The sequence below is a fragment of the Mammaliicoccus lentus genome (assembly GCF_947036595.1).
GTDB classification, from domain to species: Bacteria; Bacillota; Bacilli; order Staphylococcales; family Staphylococcaceae; genus Mammaliicoccus; species Mammaliicoccus lentus.
The window spans coordinates 413,872-438,858 of sequence record NZ_OX344834.1 but is presented as its reverse complement, the minus strand read 5'-3'; the positions used below and the strand labels follow the sequence as shown (position 1 = coordinate 438,858).

Annotated in this window: 22 protein-coding genes; 9 read left to right on the top strand and 13 right to left on the bottom strand. The window is 32.2% G+C overall.

The features are described from left to right. Window positions 1–9: 9 nt before the first annotated feature. A complete protein-coding gene (locus ACNMOQ_RS01965) occupies window positions 10–1,893 on the bottom strand; it encodes a beta-glucoside-specific PTS transporter subunit IIABC (RefSeq protein ID WP_416350194.1) in 1,884 nt (627 codons plus the stop codon). Between the two features lie 153 nt (window positions 1,894–2,046). On the opposite strand from ACNMOQ_RS01965, the gene ACNMOQ_RS01960 reads away from it, so the two are divergent. Next, a complete protein-coding gene (locus ACNMOQ_RS01960) occupies window positions 2,047–2,748 on the top strand; it encodes a GntR family transcriptional regulator (RefSeq protein ID WP_064204645.1) in 702 nt (233 codons plus the stop codon). A gap of 66 nt (window positions 2,749–2,814) precedes the next feature. Here the strand turns inward: ACNMOQ_RS01960 and ACNMOQ_RS01955 are convergent, their stop codons facing one another. Continuing rightward, the gene (locus ACNMOQ_RS01955) at window positions 2,815–3,402 is read right to left on the bottom strand and encodes a histidine phosphatase family protein (protein ID WP_064211609.1); all 588 of its coding nucleotides are present in this window, start codon (window positions 3,400–3,402) and stop codon (window positions 2,815–2,817) included. Window positions 3,403–3,674: 272 nt separating this feature from the next. On the opposite strand from ACNMOQ_RS01955, the gene ACNMOQ_RS01950 reads away from it, so the two are divergent. The 3 genes from ACNMOQ_RS01950 to ACNMOQ_RS01940 all read left to right on the top strand — a co-directional run bounded on the left by ACNMOQ_RS01950 (window position 3,675) and on the right by ACNMOQ_RS01940 (window position 6,151). Beyond that, window positions 3,675–4,310 (top strand): FMN-dependent NADH-azoreductase, encoded by a 636-nt coding sequence (locus tag ACNMOQ_RS01950; protein WP_416350193.1) that lies wholly within the window; start codon window positions 3,675–3,677, stop codon window positions 4,308–4,310. Window positions 4,311–4,455: 145 nt separating this feature from the next. After that, entirely contained in the window at window positions 4,456–5,739 is a 1,284-nt protein-coding gene (gene kynU, locus ACNMOQ_RS01945; RefSeq protein ID WP_416350192.1) for a kynureninase, read from the top strand. Between the two features lie 31 nt (window positions 5,740–5,770). Next, entirely contained in the window at window positions 5,771–6,151 is a 381-nt protein-coding gene (locus tag ACNMOQ_RS01940) for a GtrA family protein (protein ID WP_016999547.1), read from the top strand. Window positions 6,152–6,522: 371 nt separating this feature from the next. On the opposite strand, the gene lrgB is transcribed toward ACNMOQ_RS01940, so the two are convergent. From lrgB to ACNMOQ_RS01920, 4 genes are all read right to left on the bottom strand, one after another. Then, the gene (lrgB, locus tag ACNMOQ_RS01935) at window positions 6,523–7,224 is read right to left on the bottom strand and encodes an antiholin-like protein LrgB (protein ID WP_017001191.1); all 702 of its coding nucleotides are present in this window, start codon (window positions 7,222–7,224) and stop codon (window positions 6,523–6,525) included. Then, a complete protein-coding gene (gene lrgA, locus ACNMOQ_RS01930) occupies window positions 7,221–7,637 on the bottom strand; it encodes an antiholin-like murein hydrolase modulator LrgA (RefSeq protein WP_017001192.1) in 417 nt (138 codons plus the stop codon). Before lrgA ends, lrgB begins: the two co-directional genes overlap by 4 nt. 119 nt (window positions 7,638–7,756) lie before the next feature. After that, window positions 7,757–8,479, bottom strand: coding sequence for a response regulator transcription factor LytR (locus ACNMOQ_RS01925; protein ID WP_017001193.1), 723 nt, complete (start codon window positions 8,477–8,479; stop codon window positions 7,757–7,759). Next, complete coding sequence (locus ACNMOQ_RS01920) at window positions 8,479–10,233, bottom strand: sensor histidine kinase (protein WP_103269182.1); 1,755 nt, start codon at window positions 10,231–10,233, stop codon at window positions 8,479–8,481. Before ACNMOQ_RS01920 ends, ACNMOQ_RS01925 begins: the two co-directional genes overlap by 1 nt. A gap of 139 nt (window positions 10,234–10,372) precedes the next feature. Between ACNMOQ_RS01920 and ACNMOQ_RS01915 the strand changes: the two genes are divergently transcribed. Beyond that, the gene (locus tag ACNMOQ_RS01915; protein WP_416350191.1) at window positions 10,373–11,161 is read left to right on the top strand and encodes a putative hydro-lyase; all 789 of its coding nucleotides are present in this window, start codon (window positions 10,373–10,375) and stop codon (window positions 11,159–11,161) included. Between the two features lie 94 nt (window positions 11,162–11,255). On the opposite strand, the gene ACNMOQ_RS01910 is transcribed toward ACNMOQ_RS01915, so the two are convergent. Continuing rightward, window positions 11,256–12,098, bottom strand: a complete 843-nt coding sequence (locus tag ACNMOQ_RS01910; RefSeq protein ID WP_064204640.1) for a tryptophan 2,3-dioxygenase — start codon at window positions 12,096–12,098, stop codon at window positions 11,256–11,258. A 2-nt stretch (window positions 12,099–12,100) separates the two neighbouring features. Further along, entirely contained in the window at window positions 12,101–12,721 is a 621-nt protein-coding gene (locus tag ACNMOQ_RS01905) for a cyclase family protein (RefSeq protein ID WP_064204639.1), read from the bottom strand. 123 nt (window positions 12,722–12,844) lie between these two features. On the opposite strand from ACNMOQ_RS01905, the gene ACNMOQ_RS01900 reads away from it, so the two are divergent. Then, on the top strand, window positions 12,845–15,100 hold the full coding sequence (locus ACNMOQ_RS01900) for an ATP-binding cassette domain-containing protein (protein WP_147640805.1): 2,256 nt from the start codon (window positions 12,845–12,847) through the stop codon (window positions 15,098–15,100). A gap of 236 nt (window positions 15,101–15,336) precedes the next feature. Here the strand turns inward: ACNMOQ_RS01900 and ACNMOQ_RS01895 are convergent, their stop codons facing one another. Then, window positions 15,337–15,831: a DUF2798 domain-containing protein gene (locus tag ACNMOQ_RS01895; RefSeq protein ID WP_416350190.1), complete on the bottom strand. Its 495-nt coding sequence runs from the start codon at window positions 15,829–15,831 to the stop codon at window positions 15,337–15,339. A gap of 138 nt (window positions 15,832–15,969) precedes the next feature. After that, window positions 15,970–17,370 (bottom strand): 6-phospho-beta-glucosidase, encoded by a 1,401-nt coding sequence (locus ACNMOQ_RS01890; protein ID WP_064211783.1) that lies wholly within the window; start codon window positions 17,368–17,370, stop codon window positions 15,970–15,972. Between the two features lie 170 nt (window positions 17,371–17,540). Between ACNMOQ_RS01890 and ACNMOQ_RS01885 the strand changes: the two genes are divergently transcribed. Continuing rightward, window positions 17,541–18,398 (top strand): MurR/RpiR family transcriptional regulator, encoded by an 858-nt coding sequence (locus ACNMOQ_RS01885; protein ID WP_416350189.1) that lies wholly within the window; start codon window positions 17,541–17,543, stop codon window positions 18,396–18,398. 80 nt (window positions 18,399–18,478) lie between these two features. On the opposite strand, the gene ACNMOQ_RS01880 is transcribed toward ACNMOQ_RS01885, so the two are convergent. Together ACNMOQ_RS01880 and ACNMOQ_RS01875 are read right to left on the bottom strand one after the other, a co-directional pair. Beyond that, the gene (locus ACNMOQ_RS01880) at window positions 18,479–19,612 is read right to left on the bottom strand and encodes an FAD-dependent oxidoreductase (protein WP_416350188.1); all 1,134 of its coding nucleotides are present in this window, start codon (window positions 19,610–19,612) and stop codon (window positions 18,479–18,481) included. A 24-nt stretch (window positions 19,613–19,636) separates the two neighbouring features. Continuing rightward, entirely contained in the window at window positions 19,637–20,212 is a 576-nt protein-coding gene (locus ACNMOQ_RS01875) for a PadR family transcriptional regulator (RefSeq protein ID WP_017000215.1), read from the bottom strand. 238 nt (window positions 20,213–20,450) lie between these two features. On the opposite strand from ACNMOQ_RS01875, the gene ACNMOQ_RS01870 reads away from it, so the two are divergent. After that, window positions 20,451–21,656: a S41 family peptidase gene (locus ACNMOQ_RS01870; protein WP_416350187.1), complete on the top strand. Its 1,206-nt coding sequence runs from the start codon at window positions 20,451–20,453 to the stop codon at window positions 21,654–21,656. A gap of 99 nt (window positions 21,657–21,755) precedes the next feature. Here ACNMOQ_RS01870 and abc-f read toward each other — a convergent pair whose 3' ends face one another. Then, window positions 21,756–23,381, bottom strand: coding sequence for a ribosomal protection-like ABC-F family protein (gene abc-f / locus ACNMOQ_RS01865; protein WP_135021637.1), 1,626 nt, complete (start codon window positions 23,379–23,381; stop codon window positions 21,756–21,758). Window positions 23,382–24,261: 880 nt separating this feature from the next. Between abc-f and ACNMOQ_RS01860 the strand changes: the two genes are divergently transcribed. Further along, a complete protein-coding gene (locus ACNMOQ_RS01860; protein ID WP_416350186.1) occupies window positions 24,262–24,987 on the top strand; it encodes a transglycosylase family protein in 726 nt (241 codons plus the stop codon).

The window sequence follows — 24,987 nt, the reverse complement described above, 5'->3', positions numbered from 1 at the left end:
ATTTCTCCTTTATTTTTTAATAATATTTAAAATTGTTTGCCCTTCTTCTACATCTGTAGCATCGGCAGGCATAATTTCACTAAATTCTGCACTATTCGTTACAATCACAGGTGTAATTGTGTTATAGCCTTTCTCTACTATTGCTTCTTTATCAAATTTTACTAGTGGTGTTCCTATTTTTATTGAATCTCCTTCTGAGACTTGTACTTCAAAGCCTTCACCTTTCAATTCAACTGTTTCTAAACCGATATGAATTAATATCTCTGCACCGTCTAAAGTATCAATACCAATCGCATGTTTTGTAGGTGCAATCATAGTGACTTTACCTTCTACAGGACTATTAATTGTAGAATGTGATGGTTCTATTGCGACACCATATCCCATCATGCCACCTGAAAATACTGGATCTGGCACATCTTCTAATTTAACAAGCTTTCCTGAAACTGGCGAAGACAGTGAAACCTCTAACTGTTCATTATTAGCTACTTTATTTGAATTATTAACATCAGCATCTTCAACTTGCTCAGTTGTATCTTCTCCATATCCAAATACTTGTATCAAGATAATTGGTAATATAACTGCTATAGCTGAACCAATTAAGATACCCCAAATGGAACCAGCATTATCCGCGTTGTAACCATTCACAATAGTTATCGGTCCTGGTAACCCTGCATAAGCATAATATTTAGGGTTAAAGAAACTAGCTACAAATGCACCTACAGCACCACTAATACAAGCGATAATAAATGGTTTCTTAAATCTTAAGTTCACACCGTAAATAGATGGTTCTGTAATGCCGAATATACCTGTAATACCAGCTGAAGAGGATATTCGTTTAATTTCTTGGCTCTTCGCTTTAATAAGGACGCCAACTACAGCACCTACTTGAGCAATTACAGCTATAGTTTGATACGCTTGGAATGAATCACTACCGTATTGTTCAAAGTTAGCAAGAACAACCGGTGTAATACCCCAATGCACACCGAAAATTACAAAGACTTGCCATACACCACCGATAATAGCTCCAGCTAACCAAGGAGCCACTTCAACAAGTGAGTTATAACCGTTTGCGATTCCATGTGCGACAACTGTTGAAATCGGTCCAATTACTAATAATGTTAAAGGTACCATGATGATAATAGCTAAAAATGGTACAAATAATGGTTTTATAACATCATTTATCACTTTATTTAAGTATTTTTCTAAATAAGATAAAATCCATACTAATAGTAACGGCGGTAATACTGATGACGTATATGATGTTTCAGTCAAAGGCATTCCGAAAAATCTAACTGTTTCTCCGTCACCAATTCTATCAATAATATCTGTTAATTCTGGTGTAACTAATGCTGCTGAACAAGCAACAGCAATATATGTATTTACGTTAAAATGTTTAGACGCCGTAATGGCAATAAATATAGGCAAGAACGTAAATGGTGCCCATGAGATAAAGTTAAATACTTCGTACGTTCCTGTCTTTTCAAATGCTGGAATAATTAAATTAATTAAAATAAGTAAACCTTGAAGAATACCTGCTGCTGCGAGTATATAAATAAACGGTGCAAACACGGCAGACATCGTTGCAATAACTCTGTTTAAAACACTACCCTTATTTTCTGTTTCTTTTTCTTCGTTACTTGATTTCCCTGTTAAAGCTTCAAAATATTTATAAACTTCTCCAACGTTATTCCCGATTACGATTTGAAACTGTCCATTATTTTCAACAACAGTAACAACACCGTCTATTTTTTTAACTTTTTCTTTAGCCGATGGATCAGAACGTTGCAATACTATTCTTAAGCGTGTGGCACAGTGCGTGCTCTTTACAATATTACCTTCGCCACCTATAGCATCTAAGATTTCTTGAGCGATTTTTTCATTTTTATTAGCCATGATTGACACCTCGATTATTTTTTAATCAACTCTGTATACACTTACATTATAATTATACCGGTACAATTTGTAAAGTACCATACAAATTTAGTTGGTGTATTTACTTATACAAATGCTATAATTATAGGTAATATAATAAAAGTGGGGATTAATATGCTTAAATACGAACAGATTGCTTCTCGCATCTCATCGCTTATTGAAGATGGACATTACGAAGCTGGGGATAAATTACCGAGCGTCGAAATATTAAAAACAGAATATGATGTAAGTAAAAGTACAATCATTAATGCACTGAAAAATCTAGAAAAAGAAGGCATGATTTATCAAGCTAGAGGAAGCGGCATTTATGTAAGAAATCCAAAGAGAGACGGGTATTTAAACCTGTTTACAGCTGACGGCTTTTCTGATGATTTAAAAGAACATGATGTTACAAGTAAAATCTTAAAAGTCACTGAAGTAAAGCCAGAATCTTATATACAAAATCAGCTAAAAATACCCGAAAATGAAACGGTATATTACGTAGAACGTATAAGATACGTGGATGGAAAAGTATTCTGTATAGAAACTTCATATTTCAATAAAAATGTAGTGCTATATATGAATGAGGAAATTGCAACTGGGTCTATTTTTCATTACATCGAAAATAATCTTAAAGTAAAAGTAGGATTTACAGATATTTATTTTAAAGTAGACAAACTCTCTAAAGACCAAGCAGAAAAATTAGAATTAAGCGAAGGAGAACCATCATTAGAATACACTCAAATATTCTACACAAGCACAGGTGTACCATTCGACTATTCTGACATCACATTCCACTACGAAAACTCAAGATTCTATATACCATCAATAAAATAAAAGTATATTTGAATGAAAAAAGGCTGGGACATAAATAAATGTCTCAGCCTTTTCTCTGATCTTGAATTATTTTTCTGTTGGATTAATGACATCTAGAAATTTGAATTGTCCGTCTTCATATTCAAACTCTAATATGCAACAATTACTAAATTTTATTCTTTGTACTGATTTTATTGGCAACCAGTCTTGTATGAACATAAACATCGCACCACCGTGACTTACTGCTAGGATTGTTTCTGCGTCATCAGTGTTCATAACGTTTAATAATGTTTTGCTCATTCTTTTTTGTACATCTACACTTGATTCTCCACCGTATGCTACGAAAAAGTCTCCATATGATGTTTCTCCTTCTTTATGTGGTGGGTTTAACATTTCATTTTCCGCTTCGAATAAGCCGAAGTTCCATTCTTTAAGACCTTTCAATCTCGTGTATGGTCTATTTGGACAAATAATTTCTAGTGTATCTGAAGCTCTTTCTTGAGTAGATGAATATAACGATTGAAATTGAATGTTCTCTTTATCAAAATACTCTTTCGCCATCGTTGCTTGTTCTATTCCTAATTCAGTTAATGGCGAATCACTAGCACCTTGAATTTTATGTTTTTCGTTAAAAAGCGTTTGTCCATGTCGCATTATGTATAATTTTTTTCTCATTTACTACCATCCCTTTGTTTTGTGTTATTTATACCATATGTTAATTAAATTATAACTAAAGTCAAAAGTTTTACATAATTTTATTAATATAATATCGGACGAATCATATTAACCTCCTATAAATAAGTAATTAAAATCAACTTTCATGAAATAATATTTAAATAAGTGTAATATCACTGTTTTTCATAAATTAATTCTATTGCTAAAAAAATCTTTTCGAGTATACTATTTATAGTTAGTTTAATTTTTATTACGGGAAGGAAAGATTTTATATGTCACAAGTATTATTTATAACAGCTCATCCACACGATGACACAGTGTCATTCTCAATGGCTACAGCTAAAGCTTTTATTGAAAGTTACAAAGTATCAAATCCAAATGATGAAGTTGTTCACATTGATTTATATAATGAATATATTCCTCAAATTGATGCGGATGTATTTGCTGGTTGGGGGAAACTACAATCGGGTCAAGAATTTGAAGCTTTATCAGAAGGCGAACAAGGGAAAGTTAAACGTCTAGAAGAATTAAGTAACCAGTTCGTGAATGCAGATAAATATGTATTCGTAACACCATTCTGGAACTTCTCATTCCCTCCAGTAATGAAAGCATATTTAGATTCTGTTTCAGTAGCAGGTAAAACATTTAAATATACTGCTGAAGGGCCTGTTGGTTTATTACCAGATAAAAAAGCATTACATATCCAAGCACGTGGAGGATATTATTCAGAAGGTCCTGCAGCAGAGTTAGAAATGGGTGATCGTTATATCAAACAAATGATGGGCTTCTATGGTATTATTGACGTTGATAGCCTAATCGTTGAAGGACATAACGCTGAACCTAACAAAGCTGAAGAAATTAAAGCTGATGGTATCAAACGTGCTAAAGCTTTAGGTGAAACATTCTAATATAAATAAAATCTCTCAATCCGTCAGTCTTCTAACTTTCAGATTGGGAGATTTTATTTATATTGTCATTATCTTTGTACGTTTTATAATGAAAGTATACAATTGATGTAAAGTATCATGAATCATATATAAGGGGATGAATGAAATGGATACATCATTTAATACAACTAAGGAATTTGCTAAAGCATTAGACACTGCAGATGTGTTGCATTACTTACGCGATCGTTTTTACATACAACCTAACGAAATTTATATGGATGGAAACTCATTAGGTTTAGCTTCTAAAGATGCGGAAGAAGCCTTGCTCAATGTTCTAGAAGTATGGAAAAAGGAAGGTATCAAAATTTGGAATACAGATGATAGCAAATACTATCATTATTCTAAACATATCGCTTCTTATATGGCACCTTTAATCGGTGTCGACGCTAATGAAGTTGTTATTGTTGGTAGCACAACTTCTAATATTCACCAAGCGATTAGCACTTTTTATAAACCAACTAAAGATAAATATAAAATATTAGTAGATGACTTAAATTTCCCTACTGATCGTTATGCAGTTGATAGCCAAGTGAAGTTAAAAGGACTTAATCCTGAAGAAGCAGTTAAAGTTGTGAAAAGCAGTGATGGTTCTTATATCGACGAAAATGCTTTAATCGACGCTATGACTGACGATGTTGCTCTCATTTTATTACCTACTGTACTTTATCGTAGTGCTCAAGTTTTAGACATGGAAAAAATCACGATGGCAGCAAAAGAACGTAATATTATTATCGGATGGGATTTATGTCATGCAATTGGTGCACTTGATATGGATTTAACACGAGTAGATGCTGACTTTGCTGTTTGGTGTACATACAAATACTTATCAGCTGGTCCAGGCTCAACAGCAGCTTTATATATTAATAAAAAGCATTTCTCAAAAATACCTGGTCTTGCAGGTTGGTTTGGAAATAAAGATGAAACTCAATTCCAGCTTAAACATGAATTTGAACATCAACAAGATGCTTCAGGTTGGCAAATAGGTACACCAAACTTATTCTCCATGGCACCTATTGAGGGTGTTTTGAAAATATTCAATGAAGTTGGCATGCATGCTATTCGAACTAAATCGCTACATATCACTTCATATCTTATGTATTTAATAGATGAGAAGTTAACTAAATATGGATATGCAGTTGGAAATTTAAGAGAAGATTATTTACGTGGCGGTCATGTATGCCTTGTACATGATGAAGCTTATCGTATTAGTTTAGCTTTAAAAGACAAAGGCGTGATTCCTGATTTTAGAGAACCTAACGTCATTCGCCTAGCGCCTACTGCACTATATACAAGTTATGAAGAAGTATTAACAGTCGTTGATATTCTAGAAGAAATAGCACAGAAGCAATTATATGAACAATATAGTAATAAGCGCGGGTTAGTCGTATAACAATTTCTGTTAATATAAGGAGCAACTGTTTATGTACAAAAAATACGGCGAGATCGTCCGATTTATCATAGTTGGCGGCATTAATACAGTTAACTATTATTGGATTTATTTATTGTTATTAAAAATACTACAATTCAATTATTTATTGAGTCATATTACAGCATTTATATTAAGCTTTATAATTTCATTTTATTTAAATTGTTATTTCGTATATCATGTTGAGCCAACAGTTAAGAAATTTTTACAATTCCCTTTAACTCAAATAGTAAATATGGGATTACAAACTTTATTGTTATACATTTTTGTACAATGGCTACATGTAAGTGAAATATTCGCACCATTCATAGGTCTCGTCATAACTGTTCCTGTAACTTTTATCATTTCAAAATGGATACTAGTAGAAAGAACGTAAAATAATTCTTGCATGAGCAAATAAACTAAGAATCGTACTACTTATTGGATTCACTAACAATTTTGTGAAGTGCTGACGCTCATGGGAATAGTATGCGTGAGAGACTACAGGCTCGAGCCATACCCCAGGCAAGCATGCACGGATAAAATCTTTAACTTTCATAAAAAATAAGGCTGGGACATAAATACATGTCTCAGCCTCTTTTATTATAATGGCATTAGCTGACTGGATTGAAAATGCGCTTATATCAAGCTTTTTCCAACCCTAGTCATCCTTGCCGGGGTGGGACTACGAAATCTATTTATTAAAATGAGATTTCTGTCCCACTCCCATTTATTTTGAGTTAGGATTTATAATCCAAACTTGTTAACTTATAGCAACAGCAGTACAAATATTGGTACAACTGCTACGACCACTACACCAACTAATACGAGAGAAATACTGGCCATTGATTCTTCTACTTCTCCTAGTTCTTTCGCAGCAGCAACACCTAATGTATGTCCACTTGTTCCTAATGCTAAACCACGTGCAATTGGATTTGTTATGTTGAATAGTTTCAGCAATTTATTACCTAATGCCATAATAATAACTGCATTTAAAATAACTGCAAGTGATGTTAATTCTTTAATGCCTGAAATACCTTCAGATACTGGTAAAGCAATCGCAGTTGTTGCAGCTTGTGGTAACATTGAAGCGATAATATCATCACCGAATTGGAAAGCTTTCGCAACAATATAGATGATAACTAATGCTGAGACTGTACCTACTGCTATACCTCCCATAATATGATGCCAATGTTTCTTTAATACTTCACGCTTTTTATATAAAGGAATCGCAAAACAAATTGTTGCAGGTTCAAGGAAGAAGTTAATAATATCTCCCCCGATTTTATAATTTTCATATGGTATACCTGTAACTTTTAAAAATAGAATACCTACTACCATACTGAAGAATAAAGGTGCGAATAGGAAAAATCCATTTGTTTTTTTAAATAATAGTGTTCCTAATAAAAATACGACAACTGATAAGCCTATTCCGAAATATGGTGTATTTACGCCTAAATGTTCCATCATGCGTAATCACCTGCCACTCTTTTACGTTTAATATTTTTAGTTTGTTTAGCAGTTTTTTCACTTGGTTTCATAATAAGTTGTGAAAATATTCCTGTACAAACAAGTAATAAAATCGTGGAAATGATTATTAATAAAATAATTAAAATTGGACTTGAACTTAAAACACCCAGTGAATTAATAACGGAAATACCTGCTGGTACGAATAAAAACCCTATATTATTCGTTAACGCTGTACCAACCGCTTCTACTTGTTCTAATTTCACAATTCCCGTAGTAAGTGCAACAAACATCAATACTAACCCGATTACTGATGCTGGCATTGGTATAGGCATAAAGCTTTCTATAATATGTGATATCAATAATATGATTGATATCGTTAATACTTGTTGAAAGAAGTTATTAACTTGTTTCATAACGACAACCTCCTGTATTTATCTCTTAAGGTTATCTTAATATGAAAACTATTAAATAAAGCGTTTTCATCCCGAGATGCAATATTTAATGTGTGAGTTACAATAAGTTGATGTCCAAATTACACCAACCCTATTTCCGCTTTAAACAACTTCATATATGATCGGCTTACTTGTAATTTTATACCATGTGTTAACGTCACTTGATATGTGGAATTAAACCAATGTTCTACTGACTGAATATGCTTTTTATTGATGATACTAGCACGGTGGATACGGATAAATTTGGCATGGCTCAGTTTCTTTTCATAATAACTGAGTGGTTCGTTTGTTTCATATTTTGTTTCTGTCGTGTTAATTGTTGTAACACCTTGATTGACGGATATCGCTATAATATCTTCTATATTTAAAATGTAAATACGATCATCAATTTCAATAGGTAACACTTCAGTTCCGTCATGGTTGGATTGTTCAACTACTGATTGTTGTTCACTACTAGTTAATTTATTTACAGCTTGTTCAATACGTGCTTTTTCAAAAGGCTTTAATATATAATCAGTAGCTTCTAATTCAAATGCCTGTACAGCAAAAGTATCATGAGCTGTTGCAAATATAATATGTGGAACATGTTTCATTTTATTAATTTTTTTAGCTAAATCCAGTCCGCTTTCTTCCATTAAATTAATATCTAAAAATATCACATCAAAATCATTTGATAATAAATGCTCTAATGTTTCTTCAACATTTTCTGCTTCTTTAATATCACTAAATGACCCAATTTGATTAAGTAAATATTTTAATTCATTACGTGCTAATGGTTCATCATCTACAATTAATGCTTGCATTACATATCCTCCTCTATATGTTTATACGGTATTTCAGTTTGGACTTCGGTGCCTAAATGACTAGTATGAATGCTAAGTTCTGCAGTTGGACCAAATAAACCGATTAGCCTTCTGTTTAAATTTTCAAGTGCACTCCCTGTTCCCGACTGTGATTCTACAATTACTTTACCAATTGTCCCCAACTTTTCTTCAGGGATACCTTGACCATTATCTTTCACTGATAATTTAATTTTATGTTGTTCACCCGTAACTTTCACCCATATTCGATTGTCATCTTTTCTATTTGTAAAAGCATGCTTAATTGCATTCTCTACAAGTATTTGAATTACGAATGGTGGTACAAGTGCTGATTCATATTGCTCAGGGATATCGCATTCAATAATAAAATGATCTGGATACCTTGCTTGTTCCAATGCAATATACGCTCTAACTTGCTCAAGTTCTTTAGAAATTGTAATTGTGTTATTTCTAGCACCTTGCAAATTAGAACGGAAAAACTGACTCATTTGTAATAATAATTGGCGCGCTTTTTCATGGTCAATTCTAACTAATGCAGAAATTGTATTCATAGCATTAAAGAAGAAATGTGGATTCACTTGTGCTTGTAAAGACTTGATTTCAGCGTCTTGGAGTAACTGTCTTTGTGTTTCAACAGCACCAAGTTCTAATTGGCTCGAGAATATTTTCGCTAATCCTTCAGCTAAACGTTTCTCAACGAATGTTAAATCATGATAATCAGTAAAATAAAGTTTAAGTGTTCCTACGATATCTCCTTGTATATATAGAGGTATTACGATTGCCGCTTCCAGTGGACAGTTAGGATGTTGGCACCCTATCTCTTTACTAGAATATACTTCTTTTTGTTGACCGGTATCAATTACGGCTTTAGACAAATCTGTAATGATTGTTTTATCTGGAGTGTGGTGATCACTAGCAACCCCTACATGCGCTAAAATATGTGTTTTATTTGTAATAGCTACAGCTGAAACTTTCATTAAATCTTTAATCACTTTAGCAGATTCGTTTGCTGAAGACTCTGTTAACCCCTCTTTAAAGTAAGGCAAGGTTTGATTGACGAGTTTCAATACATCTTGCGTTTGAATAGCTCTCATTTGCTCTTCTTGTTTTACAGTTGAAACAATAATGGACATAAATATTGCTGTTCCCAGTCCATTAATAATAATCATAGGTAATGCTATCAATTGAACAAGTTCTAGTGCATCTGCTTTTTGTGAGGAAAACACAAGAATACATATCATTTGAATAACTTCTGTAGATGCACCGATTAAAGCACTTTGTTTCACAGATAAATACCCTTTAGATTTCATCGCTCTTTGGCCGAAATAACCAGCCACTAAACCAATAACTATAGATGAAATTAAATAAGTATATGCATCTGCTCCGCCAATGTAAACTCTAAATATACCTGATAATACACCTACAAATAAACCGACGAATGGTCCGCCGATCATACCTGCCACACCTATCGTTAATACACGTGTATTCGCCAGTGAAACTTCTGGTCCTAGATGAAGGTAAATCATGCTTGAAACCACTTCACCATTATTAATAGCTACACCTGTAAAGTTAGATAACAAAGCAAATGAAGAAAATACTATGATAAGTCTCCATTTAACGTACCATTGTTCACGCTCTCCCATCATATTTTTAAAATATGATGTATTCATTAAGATGTAAGCGACAAGTATAATGAGCCCTACTCTTTCTAGTAATAATACAAATAAATTTAACATAATAGCACCCTATATTTTTATTTTTAATTTAGTTTCTCATCCTCAAACATTTTACCATATGTCATTCATCTCAATCATATAAAGAGAAAATGTTATAATATGATATACAAGACATTTAAGATTCAAGGGGGATTTAGTGATGGATTTACAAAATGCTTTACCGAATGAAATAAGAGGTTTAATAAGACGTGATGAATTAGAAATGCCTACTAGCGGGATGGCTAAAGGTTATGTACAAGCAAATGTCGTCATTTTACCATCAAAGTACGCCTATGACTTTTTGAAGTTTTGTTTTAGAAATCCTAAGACATGTCCGTTATTAGATGTTTCAGAAGAAGGTTCAACTTCATTTAAAAAATATGGTAAAGATGCTGATATTAGAACTGATGTAGGGTTATATAGAATGTATAAAGATGGTGTATTAGTTGATACATATCAAGATATTAGGAACTTATATACAGAAGATATGGTGAGTTTCTTAATAGGATGTAGCTTTACGTTCGAACACGCTTTAATAGAAGCAGGCATTCCAATGAGACACATCGAAGAAAAACATAATGTACCCATGTATATTACAAATATTCCGGCGTCAACAAGCGGTGTTTTCAAAGGTAATATAACTGTGAGTATGCGACCAATGACAATGGCAGATGCGATTAAAGCAACAGAAATCACAACGCAATTTAAAGATGTTCACGGCACACCTATTCACATAGGAAACCCTAGTGAAATTGGGATACAAGATATCAACACCCCAGACTTTGGTGACCCTGTAACAATTAAAAATAATGAGGTCCCTGTATTTTGGGGATGTGGCGTTACACCTCAATCTGTCGCACTTCAAGCTAAACCAGAAATTATGATTACACATGCCCCAGGACATATGTTTATAACTGATATTAAAGACAGCGAAATGAGCAATTCATAAATTTTTTTGAAATAAGAAGGGAGCGGAACTACCAGCCTGAGACATTTATTTATGCCCCAGATTGGTAGTACCCCTCCGGCAATTGTTATTGTTTTTACAATTCTGTTCTAAGTTCCCAAAGTTCTGGAAAGAAGCTATGATCTATAACACGTTTTAAATAATTTACACCAGAGCTGCCACCAGTTCCTACTTTAAATCCTATAATTCTCTGCACAGTTTTCATATGACGGAATCGCCATTGACTATATCTGTCCTCAACATCCGTTAATTTCTCTAGTAATTCATATAACTCAAAATATGTTTCTGCATTTAAATATATTTCTTTAAACGCTTCTTTCACTGATTCATTAGAAACATGATTGTCTGTCACTTTCCTATTTAATACTGATTCATCAATCTTAAAACCAGCCCTGTTTATAGCTTTAATCGTTTCATCGTATATACTTGGTTTTTCAAGCTGTGTTTTTAACAAATTATATATATTAGCATCTTTTTCATATATTTTAAGCGCATGTGTCGTTTTATACCCAAGGCTATATTCAAGCATTCTATTTTGGTAAGATTGGAATCCTGAAGAACTACCTAAATCATCTCTAAACGTTAAATAATCACTCGGTGTCATCGTAGATAATACTTCCCATACTTGAATGAGTTGTTTTTGTATATTTCCTACCCGTGCTAACTTTTTAAACGCTTGTTTAAATTGATCATTTTTAACATCATCACATGCAGAATTAATTTCATGAATTATGAGATTCATCCATAATTCTGAAACTTGATGAACGATAATAAACAATTTTTCGTCATGACTATCTGTTAATGTATGTTGTGCTGATAAAACTTTATCTAAACCTAAATATTCACTATAAGTCATATCTTCTGTAAAATCTGTCTTTACACTTTCCCCTTTGATTGAATCATCTTGAAAATTATTCATCCCTATTCCCCTTTCTTTTCAATAACTGCTCTAATCGGCGAACCATCTGCTCCCATTAAATTAAGTGGTAAACCTATAAAATGATAATAGCCACCTGATACTTCTTCTAATAATAAATTTTCAATATTGATAATATCGTATTTATTAAAAGCGTGATGATTATCTAATGTTTTAGAATCTATATCATCTACTGAAGGGACGTCTATACCAAACACTTTAATACCAATACTTGATAAATAAGCAATTGCATCTTCCGTTAGTACAGGTACATTTTCAGGAAAAATATTTGATTTCGCTTCATGTTTTGTTTTAATCATGATAATAGTCCCTTTAATGTCAAACTGTTCAAGTATTTCCCGAGAAATTAAATTCTCTTCAAAAACTTCTATCAACGTTGCCTCGCCTATTAATCGATTTACATCAATTTGATCTATCGTTATACCTTCATCATCAAAATGAAATGGTGCATCCATATGTGTTCCAATATGAGTACTTGTAGAAATACTCCCTATATTTACCGAGCCCGTTTCTGATTTAGTAGCAGACAATTCAAAATTAAAAGGCTCATCCCCCGGCCAGTGTGCAATTTCGTTTGATAGTTTTTGCGTAATATCAATCCACATACATATACTCCTTTACTTTGTAATCGCTAACATTATTTTATGATATAACTTCATTGTACATCAATTTAAGCAGAAGTTTTTGTTTTAAACATAAAAGGGTACAATTATATTGAGGTGAAATTTATGTCTTATATTCGTGTGCATGGTGCAAATCAAAATAATTTAAAAAACATAAATGTCGATATTCCTAAACATAAATTAACAGTGTTTACTGGTCGTTCAGGTTCAGGTAAGTCTTCTCTAGTCTTTAGCACATTAGCTGCTGAGTCTGAAAGGCTATTAAATGAAACATATTCAAGTTATATACAAAATCAATTAACACAATATGAAAAACCTGATGTTGATCAAATAGAACACTTGCCAGTAGCAATGGTCATTAATCAAAAAAGATTAGGCGGTAATTCTCGTTCAACAGTCGGTACTATATCAGATATTTATGCTTCTGTTAGATTGTTATGGTCAAGAATTGGTGAGCCATTTGTTGGCTATTCAAGTGTATTTTCATTCAATAACCCGAGTGGTATGTGTCCCACTTGCCAAGGACTAGGATATGTTGAAGATATAGATTTAAATGAACTACTGGATTATGACAAGTCATTAAATGAAGACGCTATTAAGTTCCCATCATTTCGTCCGGATAGCTGGAGAGGTAAACGTTATTTATACAGTGGTCTATTCGATAACGATAAAAAGCTAAAAGATTATACAAAAGAAGAAATGGATACATTTTTATATACAAAACCTAAAAAATTAAAAAATCCACCTGATAATTGGCCAAAAACTGCCAAATTCGAAGGTTTAATACACCGTTTTAGACGTTCATTTTTATTAAATGATAATTTTGAGAAAAAACGCTTTTTAGAAGATGTGAACAGAGTTGTTACAACACATAAATGCCCTACTTGTGATGGTAAACGTCTTAATAAAAAAGTGTTAAGCTGTAAAATTAACAACTTAAGCATTACAGACTTCACAGCATTACCAATAGATGAAGCTATTACATTCCTTGAAAATATTCAAGATAAAAAAGCTAACTACATTATTAAACCATTGCGTGAACAGTTACAAGCTTTGTCATACGTTGGACTTAATTATTTAACACTAGACCGTCAAACACCTTCTCTTTCAGGAGGAGAGTCACAAAGAATTAAATTAATTCGTCATCTAAACAGTCCTTTAACTGATTTAGTATATATTATCGACGAACCAAGTGTAGGACTTCACCCTGAAGATATTGAAAAAATTAACGACATTATGAAATCAATTAGAGATAAAGGCAATACTGTATTAGTAGTCGAGCATGATCCAGATGTCATTCGTATCGCTGATCATGTAATTGATATCGGTCCAGAAGCTGGAAAGCACGGTGGCGAAATTACATTCACCGGTACATATCAAGAACTGCTTGATACACATACTGCAACAGGTAAAGCTCTGAACCGATCTCATCATATTAAAAATAACATTCGACAACCAGAAAACTTTCTCCATCTAAAAAACATTAATAACAATAACTTAAAAAATGTATCTATAGATATTCCTAAAAACATTTTATCTGTATTAACAGGTGTTGCAGGTTCAGGTAAAAGTTCTTTGCTAAAAGCTGGACTTTATAATCGTAGCGATACAACTTTTATAAATCAAAAACCTGTTCATGCATCAAACCGTTCTAATTTATTAACTTACATGGATTTATTTGATGAAGTCCGTGAGTTTTATAGTAATGAAACTGGATTGAAAAAGAGCATGTTTAGCTATAATTCAGAAGGTGCATGTCCCGAATGTAATGGTAAAGGCGTCATCAAGACAGAACTAGCTTTTATGCCTGACTTTTCACAAATTTGCGAAGTATGTAAAGGTACACGATATAGACCTGAAGTGTTAGCAGCAAAAGTAAATGGATATTCAATAGCCGATGTATTAGCTTTAACAGTTGAAGAAGGTATTGATATGTTCAGTCATAATCACAAGATTTATAGTCGCTTAAACCATTTACAGGCAACAGGACTACATTATATGACTTTAGGACAATCACTCGATACACTATCAGGTGGTGAAATACAAAGAGTTAAGTTAAGTAGATACCTTGATCAATCAGCAACTGATGAAATATTCGTATTCGATGAACCAACAACAGGATTACATGAAGACGATATACCAACACTGTTGTCATGCTTCGAACAATTGATAGAACAAGGTAATACAGTTATCATCATAGAACATAACTTAACTATGATGACCCATGCAGACTGGATTATCGACGTAGGACCAGGAGCCGGCATGAACGGAGGACATATATTATATAGTGGACCACCACAAGGTATATTAGATGTAGACGATTCATTTACAGCAAAACATTTAAAACGATATATAGATTAAAGAAGGTTAAAAAGCTGAGACATTTATTGATGTCTCAGCTTTTGTTGTTTTTAGCATGAAGAAAAAGGTACTCTATTTGGATTTACGGCTTAATTAATCCAACAAAAGGTGGACTACTTGGAATTTCGGCATAATTAATCCAATAAAAGTATAATCTCTAGCTTTTATATATTCTTGCCAAAAAGGAGTCGACAGAAATCTCATTTTCCTAAAAAAATTTCTGACTCGCTTCCTTCTTAATTTTCCATAGTCATTCTATTCACTTGAATATACCTAGTAAATATATAACGAACTAGTGGGCCCATAACAATAATTTGTAATGGTAATGCTATGATTAAATTTTTACCAAATATCGAAAGGTAGTCTATAATCATTGAATTCGAAGTATATCCAATATGAATGTAAGTAGAAACTAAGCCGTAAATAGACATTAAAAATGCCATTCCTAAAACCATACATATGGATATTGCTAAGACTGTATAGATTTTCTTATTTGTATTTGCTGTTAATTTAAATGCTATTTTTTTAGCGTTAGGTCCTACAATGAACATATCTAATATAAAGGCAATAACAAATCCTATAGCAAAATCAGATATGCCTTCTATAAAAGTAATTTCCCCTATTGTTCCATTAATATAAAGATTATATATACTCATTACTAATACCATACCAAAACACATTATCAAGCCGAATTGTATATTTTCTTTTCTAGTTGTTGGCAATTTTATCATCCTTTTCTATTTATATCTTTATAGTATAGAGAGAATAAAATTTGCTCGTAAGTGAACTTTTTGTGAACATTTTTTAAAACTTAACCCCCCTCACTAGTTATATAAGTGAGGGGGTTAAGATTTCAATAGATTTAATTTTTATAAAGGTAACGATTGGTTATTTAATTCTAATACAACTTCATCTTTAATTGTGCATCCTTCTTCTAAAAGTTGTGTAATTTTATTGTCAAACTGTGGTAAGTACTCTTTATGTGCTATTAATAGTTCGTCTAGAACGCGCTTAGCTGTTTCTCCACTTGGTATAAGTGGATTCATAGTAAATGCTTGTAGCGCTAAGCCATAATCTCCTGTTACTGCCGCTTCTTCTACAGTTAACTCCATATTCTTCATTAACTGTAACCAACCTTTTTCTGCTGGTTTGAATGTTCCAAATGCTATAGGACGTGCACCTTCTGCTCCAATATAAGCTGAAACTTCTACCACGTCTTCTGGTGATAAATCTGGTACAGATCCTTGGTTTTTAGTAGAAACAACAATATGGGTATTTTTATTAGCATAGATAGATGCAATCGTTTCACACGCAGCTTCTGAATAATAAGCGCCACCACGTTGTTCTAACTGTTCTGGTTTGTGATCTAAGTTAACATCTTTATATAATTCGAATAATTCTTTTTCACTCTTTTTAACTTGCTGTGCTCGCGTTCCTACATTCTCATCATTGTATTCTTCTAGCATATTCTCAAGCATTTCTTCAGTTCTATAATAGTAGCGATGGTACCCACAAGGAATCATATTCATTTGTTTAAGTTGCTCTTTGAAGAATGGTATATCATGAATATTTGCTGGAATCCCTGAATCATTACTGTACATTTTATCAATAATTTCAGAAGTTACATCAACACCTTTAGTATCTTTTACACGGTGCCAATGAAAATGATTTAAACCGGCAAACGAATAAATTAGTTCATTTATATCTTTTCCTAATAATTCAGGTTCAGCCATCATAGCACCTACTGGAACGTTACATAAGCCAATAACTTTTTCCCAGCCACCGTAACGAATGATTGAGTCAGTTACCATACCGCTTGGGTTCGCAAAATTAATTAACCATGCATTAGGACAAAGTGTTTTCATGTCCTCTACAACATCTAAAATAATTGGAATTGTACGGAATGCTTTAAAAATACCACCAGCACCATTCGTTTCTTGACCGACCATGCCGTAAGATAATGGTATTCTTTCATCTTTAACACGAGCGTTTAATCCACCTACTCTAAATTGTGTCGTTACAAAATCAGCATCTTTCAACGCTTCTTTACGGTCGACTGTTAAATGAACTTTAACATCGTAAGGAGAAGCATCCCACATTCTTTGAGCCATTTTACCTACTATTTCTAATTTTTCTTTACCTGGTTCTATATCTACTAGCCAAATTTCTCTTATTGGAAGCTCTTCGTACCTTTTAATAAAACCTTCCATCAATTCTGGAGTATAACTACTTCCTCCACCTATTGTTACAATTTTTACACCTTTAACCATTGGAAAATCCCCCTTTACCTTAATAATAGTTTCCTTTTAAAAATGTACAAGACCTTAGCATGAATCAACTTTATGATTTACAATATTGTAAGAATTTTTAATTATTTTTGTAAATGTTGTTTACAAAAGCTATAATTAATTTGGTGATAAATATGCTATTAAGCGAGAAAATGAAAGAACAAGAACGTTTTTCTATTTCCGAAAGAACAGTTATTAGTTACATATTTAAAAATTGGGATGAAATACAAGATCAAACAGCAAAGCAAATTGCAGAAGAAGCCTATACTCACCCTTCCATATTAACGAGAATTGCTAAGAAACTAGGATATTCAGGTTGGGTTGATTTAAAAGAAGCTTTTGTTAAAGAAATGTATTACTTAAATAATAATTTTCACAATGTCGATGCTAACTTTCCATTTGATGAAACAGATAACTTCATGACAATTTCAAACAAGTTAGCCACTTTAAATGAAATGACAATAGAAGACACGTTATCGTTAATCGACTATAATGTATTAAAAAAAGCAGTTGAATATTTAAATACAGCATCAGAAATTAAGATATTTTCATTAGAAAATAACCTTCAACTTTGTTATGCTTTCAAATCTCATATGATGAGAATCGGTAAAAAAGTTACGCTATGTACCTTTGACCAAGGTTACGAAGCATCAACCTGTTCGGAAGATACTTGCGTTATTATCATTTCTTACACAGGTGAAACTACAAATATTCTTAAACTGTTACCAATGATAAGAAAAAAGAAAGCAACTATCATATCGCTAACAAGTATAGGCGATAATACATTGGTCAAACAATCCGACTATCTATTCAGAATAACAACACGAGAAAAACTATATTCGAAAATTGGTAACTTCACATTAAATAACTCTATTACTTTCCTGTTAGACATCTTTTACAGTTGTATCTTTTCAGAAGCATACAAAGATAATATTGAGTTCAAAGTAAATATATCTAAATATTATGATAGTAGAAAAAGTTCAAATAAAGTAATGAGAGAAGAAGAATGAATGTGAAAATACAAAGAAGTGGAACAGAAATCTTATTTTTTAATGAGATTTCTGTTCCACTTCTTTCTAGTTTATAAAAATTATTTTTCCACATCTAAAAAGAATTGTGCCATTTTTTCCGCACCATTTTCCGAGAAAAATATTTCTAAATTATCTTGTGACTCTTTCGCATGAACTTTTGTAGTTTCGAACATTTGTTGTTCATAAACTTTTAATACTTCAGTAAGATTATTAAAGTTTTTAAATGATTCTGCTAAAAGGTAAGCATCATACAAAGCCATATTTACACCTTCACCAGCGAATGGACTCATAAGATGTGCAGCATCACCAATGATTGTAATATTTGGTTGTGTTGCCCAAGTTAAACCAATAGGAAGTTTATAAATTCTACGGAATTTAATATCATCATAACTATATGCAATATAGTTTTTAAGCTCTGAATCCCAGTCACTATATTCAGCTAACAATCTTTCTTTTAATGCATCCAATGAAAGATTACGATATTCATCAAGTTTTTCATATTTTGTTTTGAAGCTGATGTATGCCATTATACGTCCGTCTCCATTACGTTGACCTAATATAGCTTGATCGCCACCTAAGCCAATTAGCTTACCATTTTTATTGAACTTAAGAAGATCTGGGTGTTCATTCTCATCAGAATTCATCTCAATCATAGAAATACCAGTATACTCAGGTTTAGCATTTGTTAAATAAGAGCGTATCTGAGAAAATGCACCATCTGCACCAATTACTAAATTTGTCATAACAGTTGTACCATTTTCAAATACTAGCTCAACTTCCCCATTATCTCGCTGTATCAGCTTTTCAAACTTAAAACCATATTTAATATTTTCCAGATGAATTTGTTCCATTATAATATCACATAATTTCCCACGATCGATTTCAGGCCTATTCCCCTCACCTTCTGCATCTTCATCGTATAAAATTTCTCCGTCTTTATTTACAATACGTGTATCTTCACCTTCGTAACGCGCGTGCTTACGAAAATTCTCAAAAATACCAGCCACTTTCAAAGGTAACTGTCCACTGTCATCATGAATATCTAGTGAACCACCTCTGTCACTATGCATATTTTGATAACCACGTTCGTAAATAGTGAAAGAGAAGCCTTGTCTCTGTAATAGTAGCCCTAGCATTAATCCACCTGGACCAGCACCTACAATTGCTATATGTTTTAAATCTTGTTTCTTCATTATTAGTCATTCTTCTTTCAAGTTTTATTTTTCTTCCCTGAATTGTTGAAGTTTTTCTTTAGTTTCCTTAATTAATTGTTGAAACTGTTCATATTTTTTATCATCTTGCATTGAGATTTTACCTGCCAACATAAATGATTTGAAAAGTTCTTGTAATTCACTTCTAGATTCTTTCATTTTTCCCATATCCATGCTTTGGAATTGTTCCATACGTTTTGTAAATTCATCATTGTTTCCGTTCTCTTCTAAAAACTGCTTTCCTTCATCAGTAATCGTATAAACTTTTTTCTTGCCATCTTTAGAAATTGACACAAACTCACGATCTTCTAACATTTGTAAAATCGGATAAACACTGCCAGGACTCGCCGAATAGAAACCTTTAAATTTCGCTTCGAGGTCCTTAATAATTTGGTAGCCATGTTTCGGTTCTTCTAATAACAGATTTAATATAATGAACTGTAAATTGCCTTTTTTGAAAAATCTTTCATTACCTCTTGCAGCAGCGAACATTTTTTCAAAACCATCAAAGCCACGAGAGAAACCTCCGTCATCATGTTGCATCATTGCAAGTCTTCTACTGTGAAATTGTCTGTTGAACATTATTATCACCTTTCCTTTTTCGATATATCGTTATATTAACCGATATATCGAAAGTTGTAAAGCGATATATCGTAATTTGATTAAAATAATTGGATTTTTATAATTGCACTTAACAAAAACGTCAATAACTAGCTGATATAGCTATAAACAGATGTAATAAGAAAATATTTTGGTATAATTGAACCAACTACTTTATAAACTGTTATGAAGTTTATATCTATGAGATGAGGTTTTCTATATGTACAATCAAGAAATGACAACAATTAAAAATCAACTTTTGAATGAATATGCTGGTTATTTAGACAAAACTAAACTTATTCAAAACTTCCCTATTTTTTCTTCCTTTAAAGATAACGAAGATTTTTATTTTTCAATGACTTCTTATTTAAATGAATTTTATGATCCTCATTTGAAAATTATCGATAAAAAAGGACCGTATCCAAATATTCGTGTTCAACTATACGAAGATAAACTATATGTTATTGAATCTAAAAATAGTGATTTAAAAAAGGGTACTATTATTGAGCGTATTGGAGACTTAAGCATCAAAGAAATTTTATTCTCTAATTCTGATCTGTTAAAGTCTGATAATCCTGAGAGGATGGAATGGACTGATGTTTTAAAAAAGTATAAATACATTAAACATAATTCTAAAGAAATTAATATTCTTTCTGAAGAACGTATTAATTTTTTTGAATCTTACTATATTATAGAAGAAAGTAGGAATTACTTATATATAAGACTCACAGATTTTATGGATACATATACAATAACGAATCTTATAAACTCACATAAACAAGTCATATTAGATTCTAAAAATATCATAATAGATTTAAGAGGTAATAGAGGTGGCTCTGATTTTGCTCAATTTGCATTATTGCCATTATTAACAAATAATAACATCTCCACTCAGTATGATTATCCTTATTACCATAGATTTACTAAATCATATTGTGACAATAGATTATTTGAATTAAATAAAATGTTAGAACAACAACCATCATTAAAAGATAATGATGAATTTAATCAATTTTTAAACTTATTTACAGATTACTACGACAAAGGCTTAGTAAATATTAATATTCATAATGACAACGATTATATACATGGATTACGTGATGACTTACCTTCATTAAAAATATTATGCGACTTTGAATGTGCTAGTTCAGGTGAAGGTTTTGTATTAAGGCTTAAAGATTTTAAAAATGCTGAAATAATTGGTAGACCTACAAAAGGTATGAATGACTATAGTAATGTGATGATAGTCGATATTAATAACGACTATCAATTAATGGTTCCACATTCTAAGGATGGTGCAGTAGATGTGAATAAAGGTATGTCCAACAAAGGTGTAGAAGTAGATTATTATATTCCATGGACTCCTGAAGAACTGCACAAAGATATAATATTAGAAACAGCAATTGAAAGATTTAAATCCAGTTAATCTTTCTTTTAATTGGATTACCTTAAACCCAATAATTTTTCATACTAAAAAGACGTTAACAACCAGAACTGATTCAGTTAGGTCGTCAACGTCTTTTCTTTATATTTCATTTTGCTTTATTTTTTCTTTTACGTAATCATAGTTGCCTTCGTATTTTGTTAATATTTGTTCTTTCAATAAGTACGTTATATTAAACAATTTATTCAAAAAGTACCTATCGTGAGAAACTGCTATAATCGTTCCATTATATTTTTCTAACGCATCTTCTATTGTTTCTTTAGAGTCTATATCTAAATGGTTTGTCGGTTCATCTAATATGAGCACATTAAAGTTTTGATTAACGATCTGTGCCCATCTTAATCTCATTTTTTCTCCACCACTTAGATATTTGATAGGTTTAAACACATCTTCACCATAAAATAAAAACTGTGCTAATATATGCCTTGCTTGACCTTCTGTTACATTCACAACTTCCCTAAATACTTCGATAACTGTTTCAGAATTTAAGTTTTCAAAAGTATGTTGTGATAAGTAACCAATTCTTAAATTAGGTGCAAGCTTTATTTTACCTTCATCTTGTTCTTCGTTTCCTAATATTAATTTTAAGATTGTACTTTTACCTGTACCATTATCACCAATAATAGCTACGTGCTCTTTTCTTCTTATTAATAGGTTAATGTTCTCAAATAAAATATCATCATACATTTTTGATATATTAACAAATTCAACAACATCGTTTGAAACACGTTGCCCTTCAGATAAATTCACATTCATTTTTTTATTTTCTAATATAGGCTTTTCAACTCTTTTTATTCTATCCAATGCTTTTTCCATACTTTTCGCTCGTTTATACATCGCTGCATTTGGTGGCTTCGCTTGGCTCGCCCATAATCTCAATTGCTTAATAGATTCTTCCATTTTTTTAATCCGCTTTTGTTGAGTCTGATAAGCTTCAAATTCTCTAATTATACGAGCTTCTTTTTCTTTAACGAAATAACTATAATTTCCGTTGTAGATATGAAGCGTTCCTTGATCAATTTCTATAATTTCATTGACTGTTTCATCTAAAAAGTATCTATCATGAGAGACAATTACAATTGCTCCAGAGTATTGTTTAATAAAATCTGTTAACCAATCTATTGCTGAGATATCCAAATGATTTGTAGGTTCATCTAATAAAAGCAACTTAGGTTGTTTAAGTAGAATTTGTGCCAAGCCTACTTTCGTTCTCTCACCACCAGATAATTTACTCCATGTTGACTCCAATAAGTTACTTATCTTTAGTCCATGGCTAACTCTTCGGATTTGTGCATCTTTCTCGTAGCCACCATGTTCTTCATATAATTCTTGTAATTGACCATATTGTTTTAACAATTTATTTAAATCGTCTGGATTATTTGCCATTTTTAATTCTATATCACTCATTCGCCCAGCAATATTATTCAACTCTTCAAATACTTCTGACAAACATTCGTATATATTTTTATCGTCTTGATATTTCGGTAATTGATTTAAATAACCTATTGATAAATTTTTCTGCCAGCTGATTTGCCCCTCTGTCGGCACTTCTACACCAGCCATCAATTTTAACAGCGTACTCTTACCTTCACCATTTCTTCCAACTAATCCTACGCAATCACCATCATTTAAATCATATTTTATATCGTCAAAAATAATATCTCCCATATAAGATTGCGTAACTTTCGATATATTTATAATATTCATATTTGCTTCCTCCAAATTGTACTATAAGGAAGCTAGTGCTAGATGTTCCTTATAGCGATTTTTTTCTTCAAAAAAGACACACTCCACCAATTTTGGAGAAAAATCCGCAAATTTGTTGCGAACGATTACTATAAATCTGCAACTATTAGCTAAAAGAAACATCTAAAACACCTCCGTTCAAAAATAAGTTACTTCTATTATATATTCTATAACGTGTTTCTTCTATATATAGAGATAAATTAAAAAGTTTATTTTTATAAATACTTGCAATGCTATTGATTTCTATTTCAAACTCAATTATTCCTTCATATTTATTACAATAAGATTACAAAGATTACTGACTGATGACTAATGCTATAAGTCGATAAACTACCAGTAATAAAACTGATAATTCTGTATTTTGTAGTCAACTTCGCTTAAAACATACTCGCAGTAGTTCTCAACTTGTATGTAAATATTTCAGATTATTTATTAAAATAAAAATATAACATCATTTTAAAATTAATATTTCAGAGTAATGCTTAATTTTTTGTTCTTACTTTTTACCTTTAATTAATAAATTCAAATATCTTAATTTTTTATAATAAACTGTCACAACAGTTCTCAGAGGGTTTTTAGTCATAAAAAATACCATATATACAGTTAAATAAGAAAGAGTGAAATAAAGTGTATTATTACAAAGTGTGACATGAAGCAATTTTTATTACAGAATCAATTTGACATTGTAACCTTTTGTTATTTGACTGTAATTTACAAAGGGCTCATATATGTTATTGTTGTCTTGTCCCATTTTCACAGGGAAGAATTTTTTAACTAACAAAGAAATTATCAGCTAACATTAATAATAAAATTATAAAATATTACGGAGGGTTTTTAAATTATGAAAAAAGCAATTTTATCTTCATCATTAGCAGTAGCAATCGGTGCAACAGGAGTAGCTTCAACTAACGTAGCAGACGCTTCAGAACAAAATGTAAACAAGGAAGAACTAGCTCAGTTAGCTCAAGCTAATGCACCACAACTTAACCAAGAAGCTATCCAAGAAGGCGCTTATGACATCAACTTTACTTTAGATGGTTTCGAATATAACTTCGAATCAGATGGTCAAAACTTCACTTGGGGTTACCATGCAACTAATGCAGCAGACACTGAAACTCAAGCTCCAGAAGCTACACAAGAGCCAGTTGCTGAACAACCTGCAGCTGAACAAACTCAAGCTCCAGCTGAACAAACACAAGCTCCAATTGCAACAGAACAAGAATCAAACAATGTTGAGGCTCCTCAAGTAGAAGCACCTAAACAAGAAGCTCAACAAACTCAAGAAACTAAAACTACGCAAACTTCTTCAGCATCTGAAGGTTCAGATGTAGAAGTTAATGATCACTTAAAAGCAATCGCTGAACGTGAATCAGGCGGAGACCTAAAAGCTGTTAACCCATCTTCAGGCGCAGCAGGTAAATACCAATTCTTACAAAGTACTTGGGATTCAGTAGCTCCTGCAGAGTACAAAGGCCAATCACCAACAGAAGCTCCTGAAAGCGTACAAGACGCAGCTGCTGTTAAATTATACAATGAAGTTGGCGCTTCACAATGGGTTACTGCATAA

Excerpts from the sequence above, each read along its gene's own strand:
- ACNMOQ_RS01965 (WP_416350194.1), bottom strand. The coding sequence starts at position 1,893 with ATGGCTAATAAAAATGAAAAAATCGCTCAAGAAATCTTAGATGCTATA.
- ACNMOQ_RS01960 (WP_064204645.1), top strand. The coding sequence starts at position 2,047 with ATGCTTAAATACGAACAGATTGCTTCTCGCATCTCATCGCTTATTGAA.
- ACNMOQ_RS01955 (WP_064211609.1), bottom strand. The coding sequence starts at position 3,402 with ATGAGAAAAAAATTATACATAATGCGACATGGACAAACGCTTTTTAAC.
- ACNMOQ_RS01950 (WP_416350193.1), top strand. The coding sequence starts at position 3,675 with ATGTCACAAGTATTATTTATAACAGCTCATCCACACGATGACACAGTG.
- kynU (WP_416350192.1), top strand. The coding sequence starts at position 4,456 with ATGGATACATCATTTAATACAACTAAGGAATTTGCTAAAGCATTAGAC.
- ACNMOQ_RS01940 (WP_016999547.1), top strand. The coding sequence starts at position 5,771 with ATGTACAAAAAATACGGCGAGATCGTCCGATTTATCATAGTTGGCGGC.
- lrgB (WP_017001191.1), bottom strand. The coding sequence starts at position 7,224 with ATGATGGAACATTTAGGCGTAAATACACCATATTTCGGAATAGGCTTA.
- lrgA (WP_017001192.1), bottom strand. The coding sequence starts at position 7,637 with ATGAAACAAGTTAATAACTTCTTTCAACAAGTATTAACGATATCAATC.
- ACNMOQ_RS01925 (WP_017001193.1), bottom strand. The coding sequence starts at position 8,479 with ATGCAAGCATTAATTGTAGATGATGAACCATTAGCACGTAATGAATTA.
- ACNMOQ_RS01920 (WP_103269182.1), bottom strand. The coding sequence starts at position 10,233 with ATGTTAAATTTATTTGTATTATTACTAGAAAGAGTAGGGCTCATTATA.
- ACNMOQ_RS01915 (WP_416350191.1), top strand. The coding sequence starts at position 10,373 with ATGGATTTACAAAATGCTTTACCGAATGAAATAAGAGGTTTAATAAGA.
- ACNMOQ_RS01910 (WP_064204640.1), bottom strand. The coding sequence starts at position 12,098 with ATGAATAATTTTCAAGATGATTCAATCAAAGGGGAAAGTGTAAAGACA.
- ACNMOQ_RS01905 (WP_064204639.1), bottom strand. The coding sequence starts at position 12,721 with ATGTGGATTGATATTACGCAAAAACTATCAAACGAAATTGCACACTGG.
- ACNMOQ_RS01900 (WP_147640805.1), top strand. The coding sequence starts at position 12,845 with ATGTCTTATATTCGTGTGCATGGTGCAAATCAAAATAATTTAAAAAAC.
- ACNMOQ_RS01895 (WP_416350190.1), bottom strand. The coding sequence starts at position 15,831 with ATGATAAAATTGCCAACAACTAGAAAAGAAAATATACAATTCGGCTTG.
- ACNMOQ_RS01890 (WP_064211783.1), bottom strand. The coding sequence starts at position 17,370 with ATGGTTAAAGGTGTAAAAATTGTAACAATAGGTGGAGGAAGTAGTTAT.
- ACNMOQ_RS01885 (WP_416350189.1), top strand. The coding sequence starts at position 17,541 with ATGAAAGAACAAGAACGTTTTTCTATTTCCGAAAGAACAGTTATTAGT.
- ACNMOQ_RS01880 (WP_416350188.1), bottom strand. The coding sequence starts at position 19,612 with ATGAAGAAACAAGATTTAAAACATATAGCAATTGTAGGTGCTGGTCCA.
- ACNMOQ_RS01875 (WP_017000215.1), bottom strand. The coding sequence starts at position 20,212 with ATGTTCAACAGACAATTTCACAGTAGAAGACTTGCAATGATGCAACAT.
- ACNMOQ_RS01870 (WP_416350187.1), top strand. The coding sequence starts at position 20,451 with ATGTACAATCAAGAAATGACAACAATTAAAAATCAACTTTTGAATGAA.
- abc-f (WP_135021637.1), bottom strand. The coding sequence starts at position 23,381 with ATGAATATTATAAATATATCGAAAGTTACGCAATCTTATATGGGAGAT.
- ACNMOQ_RS01860 (WP_416350186.1), top strand. The coding sequence starts at position 24,262 with ATGAAAAAAGCAATTTTATCTTCATCATTAGCAGTAGCAATCGGTGCA.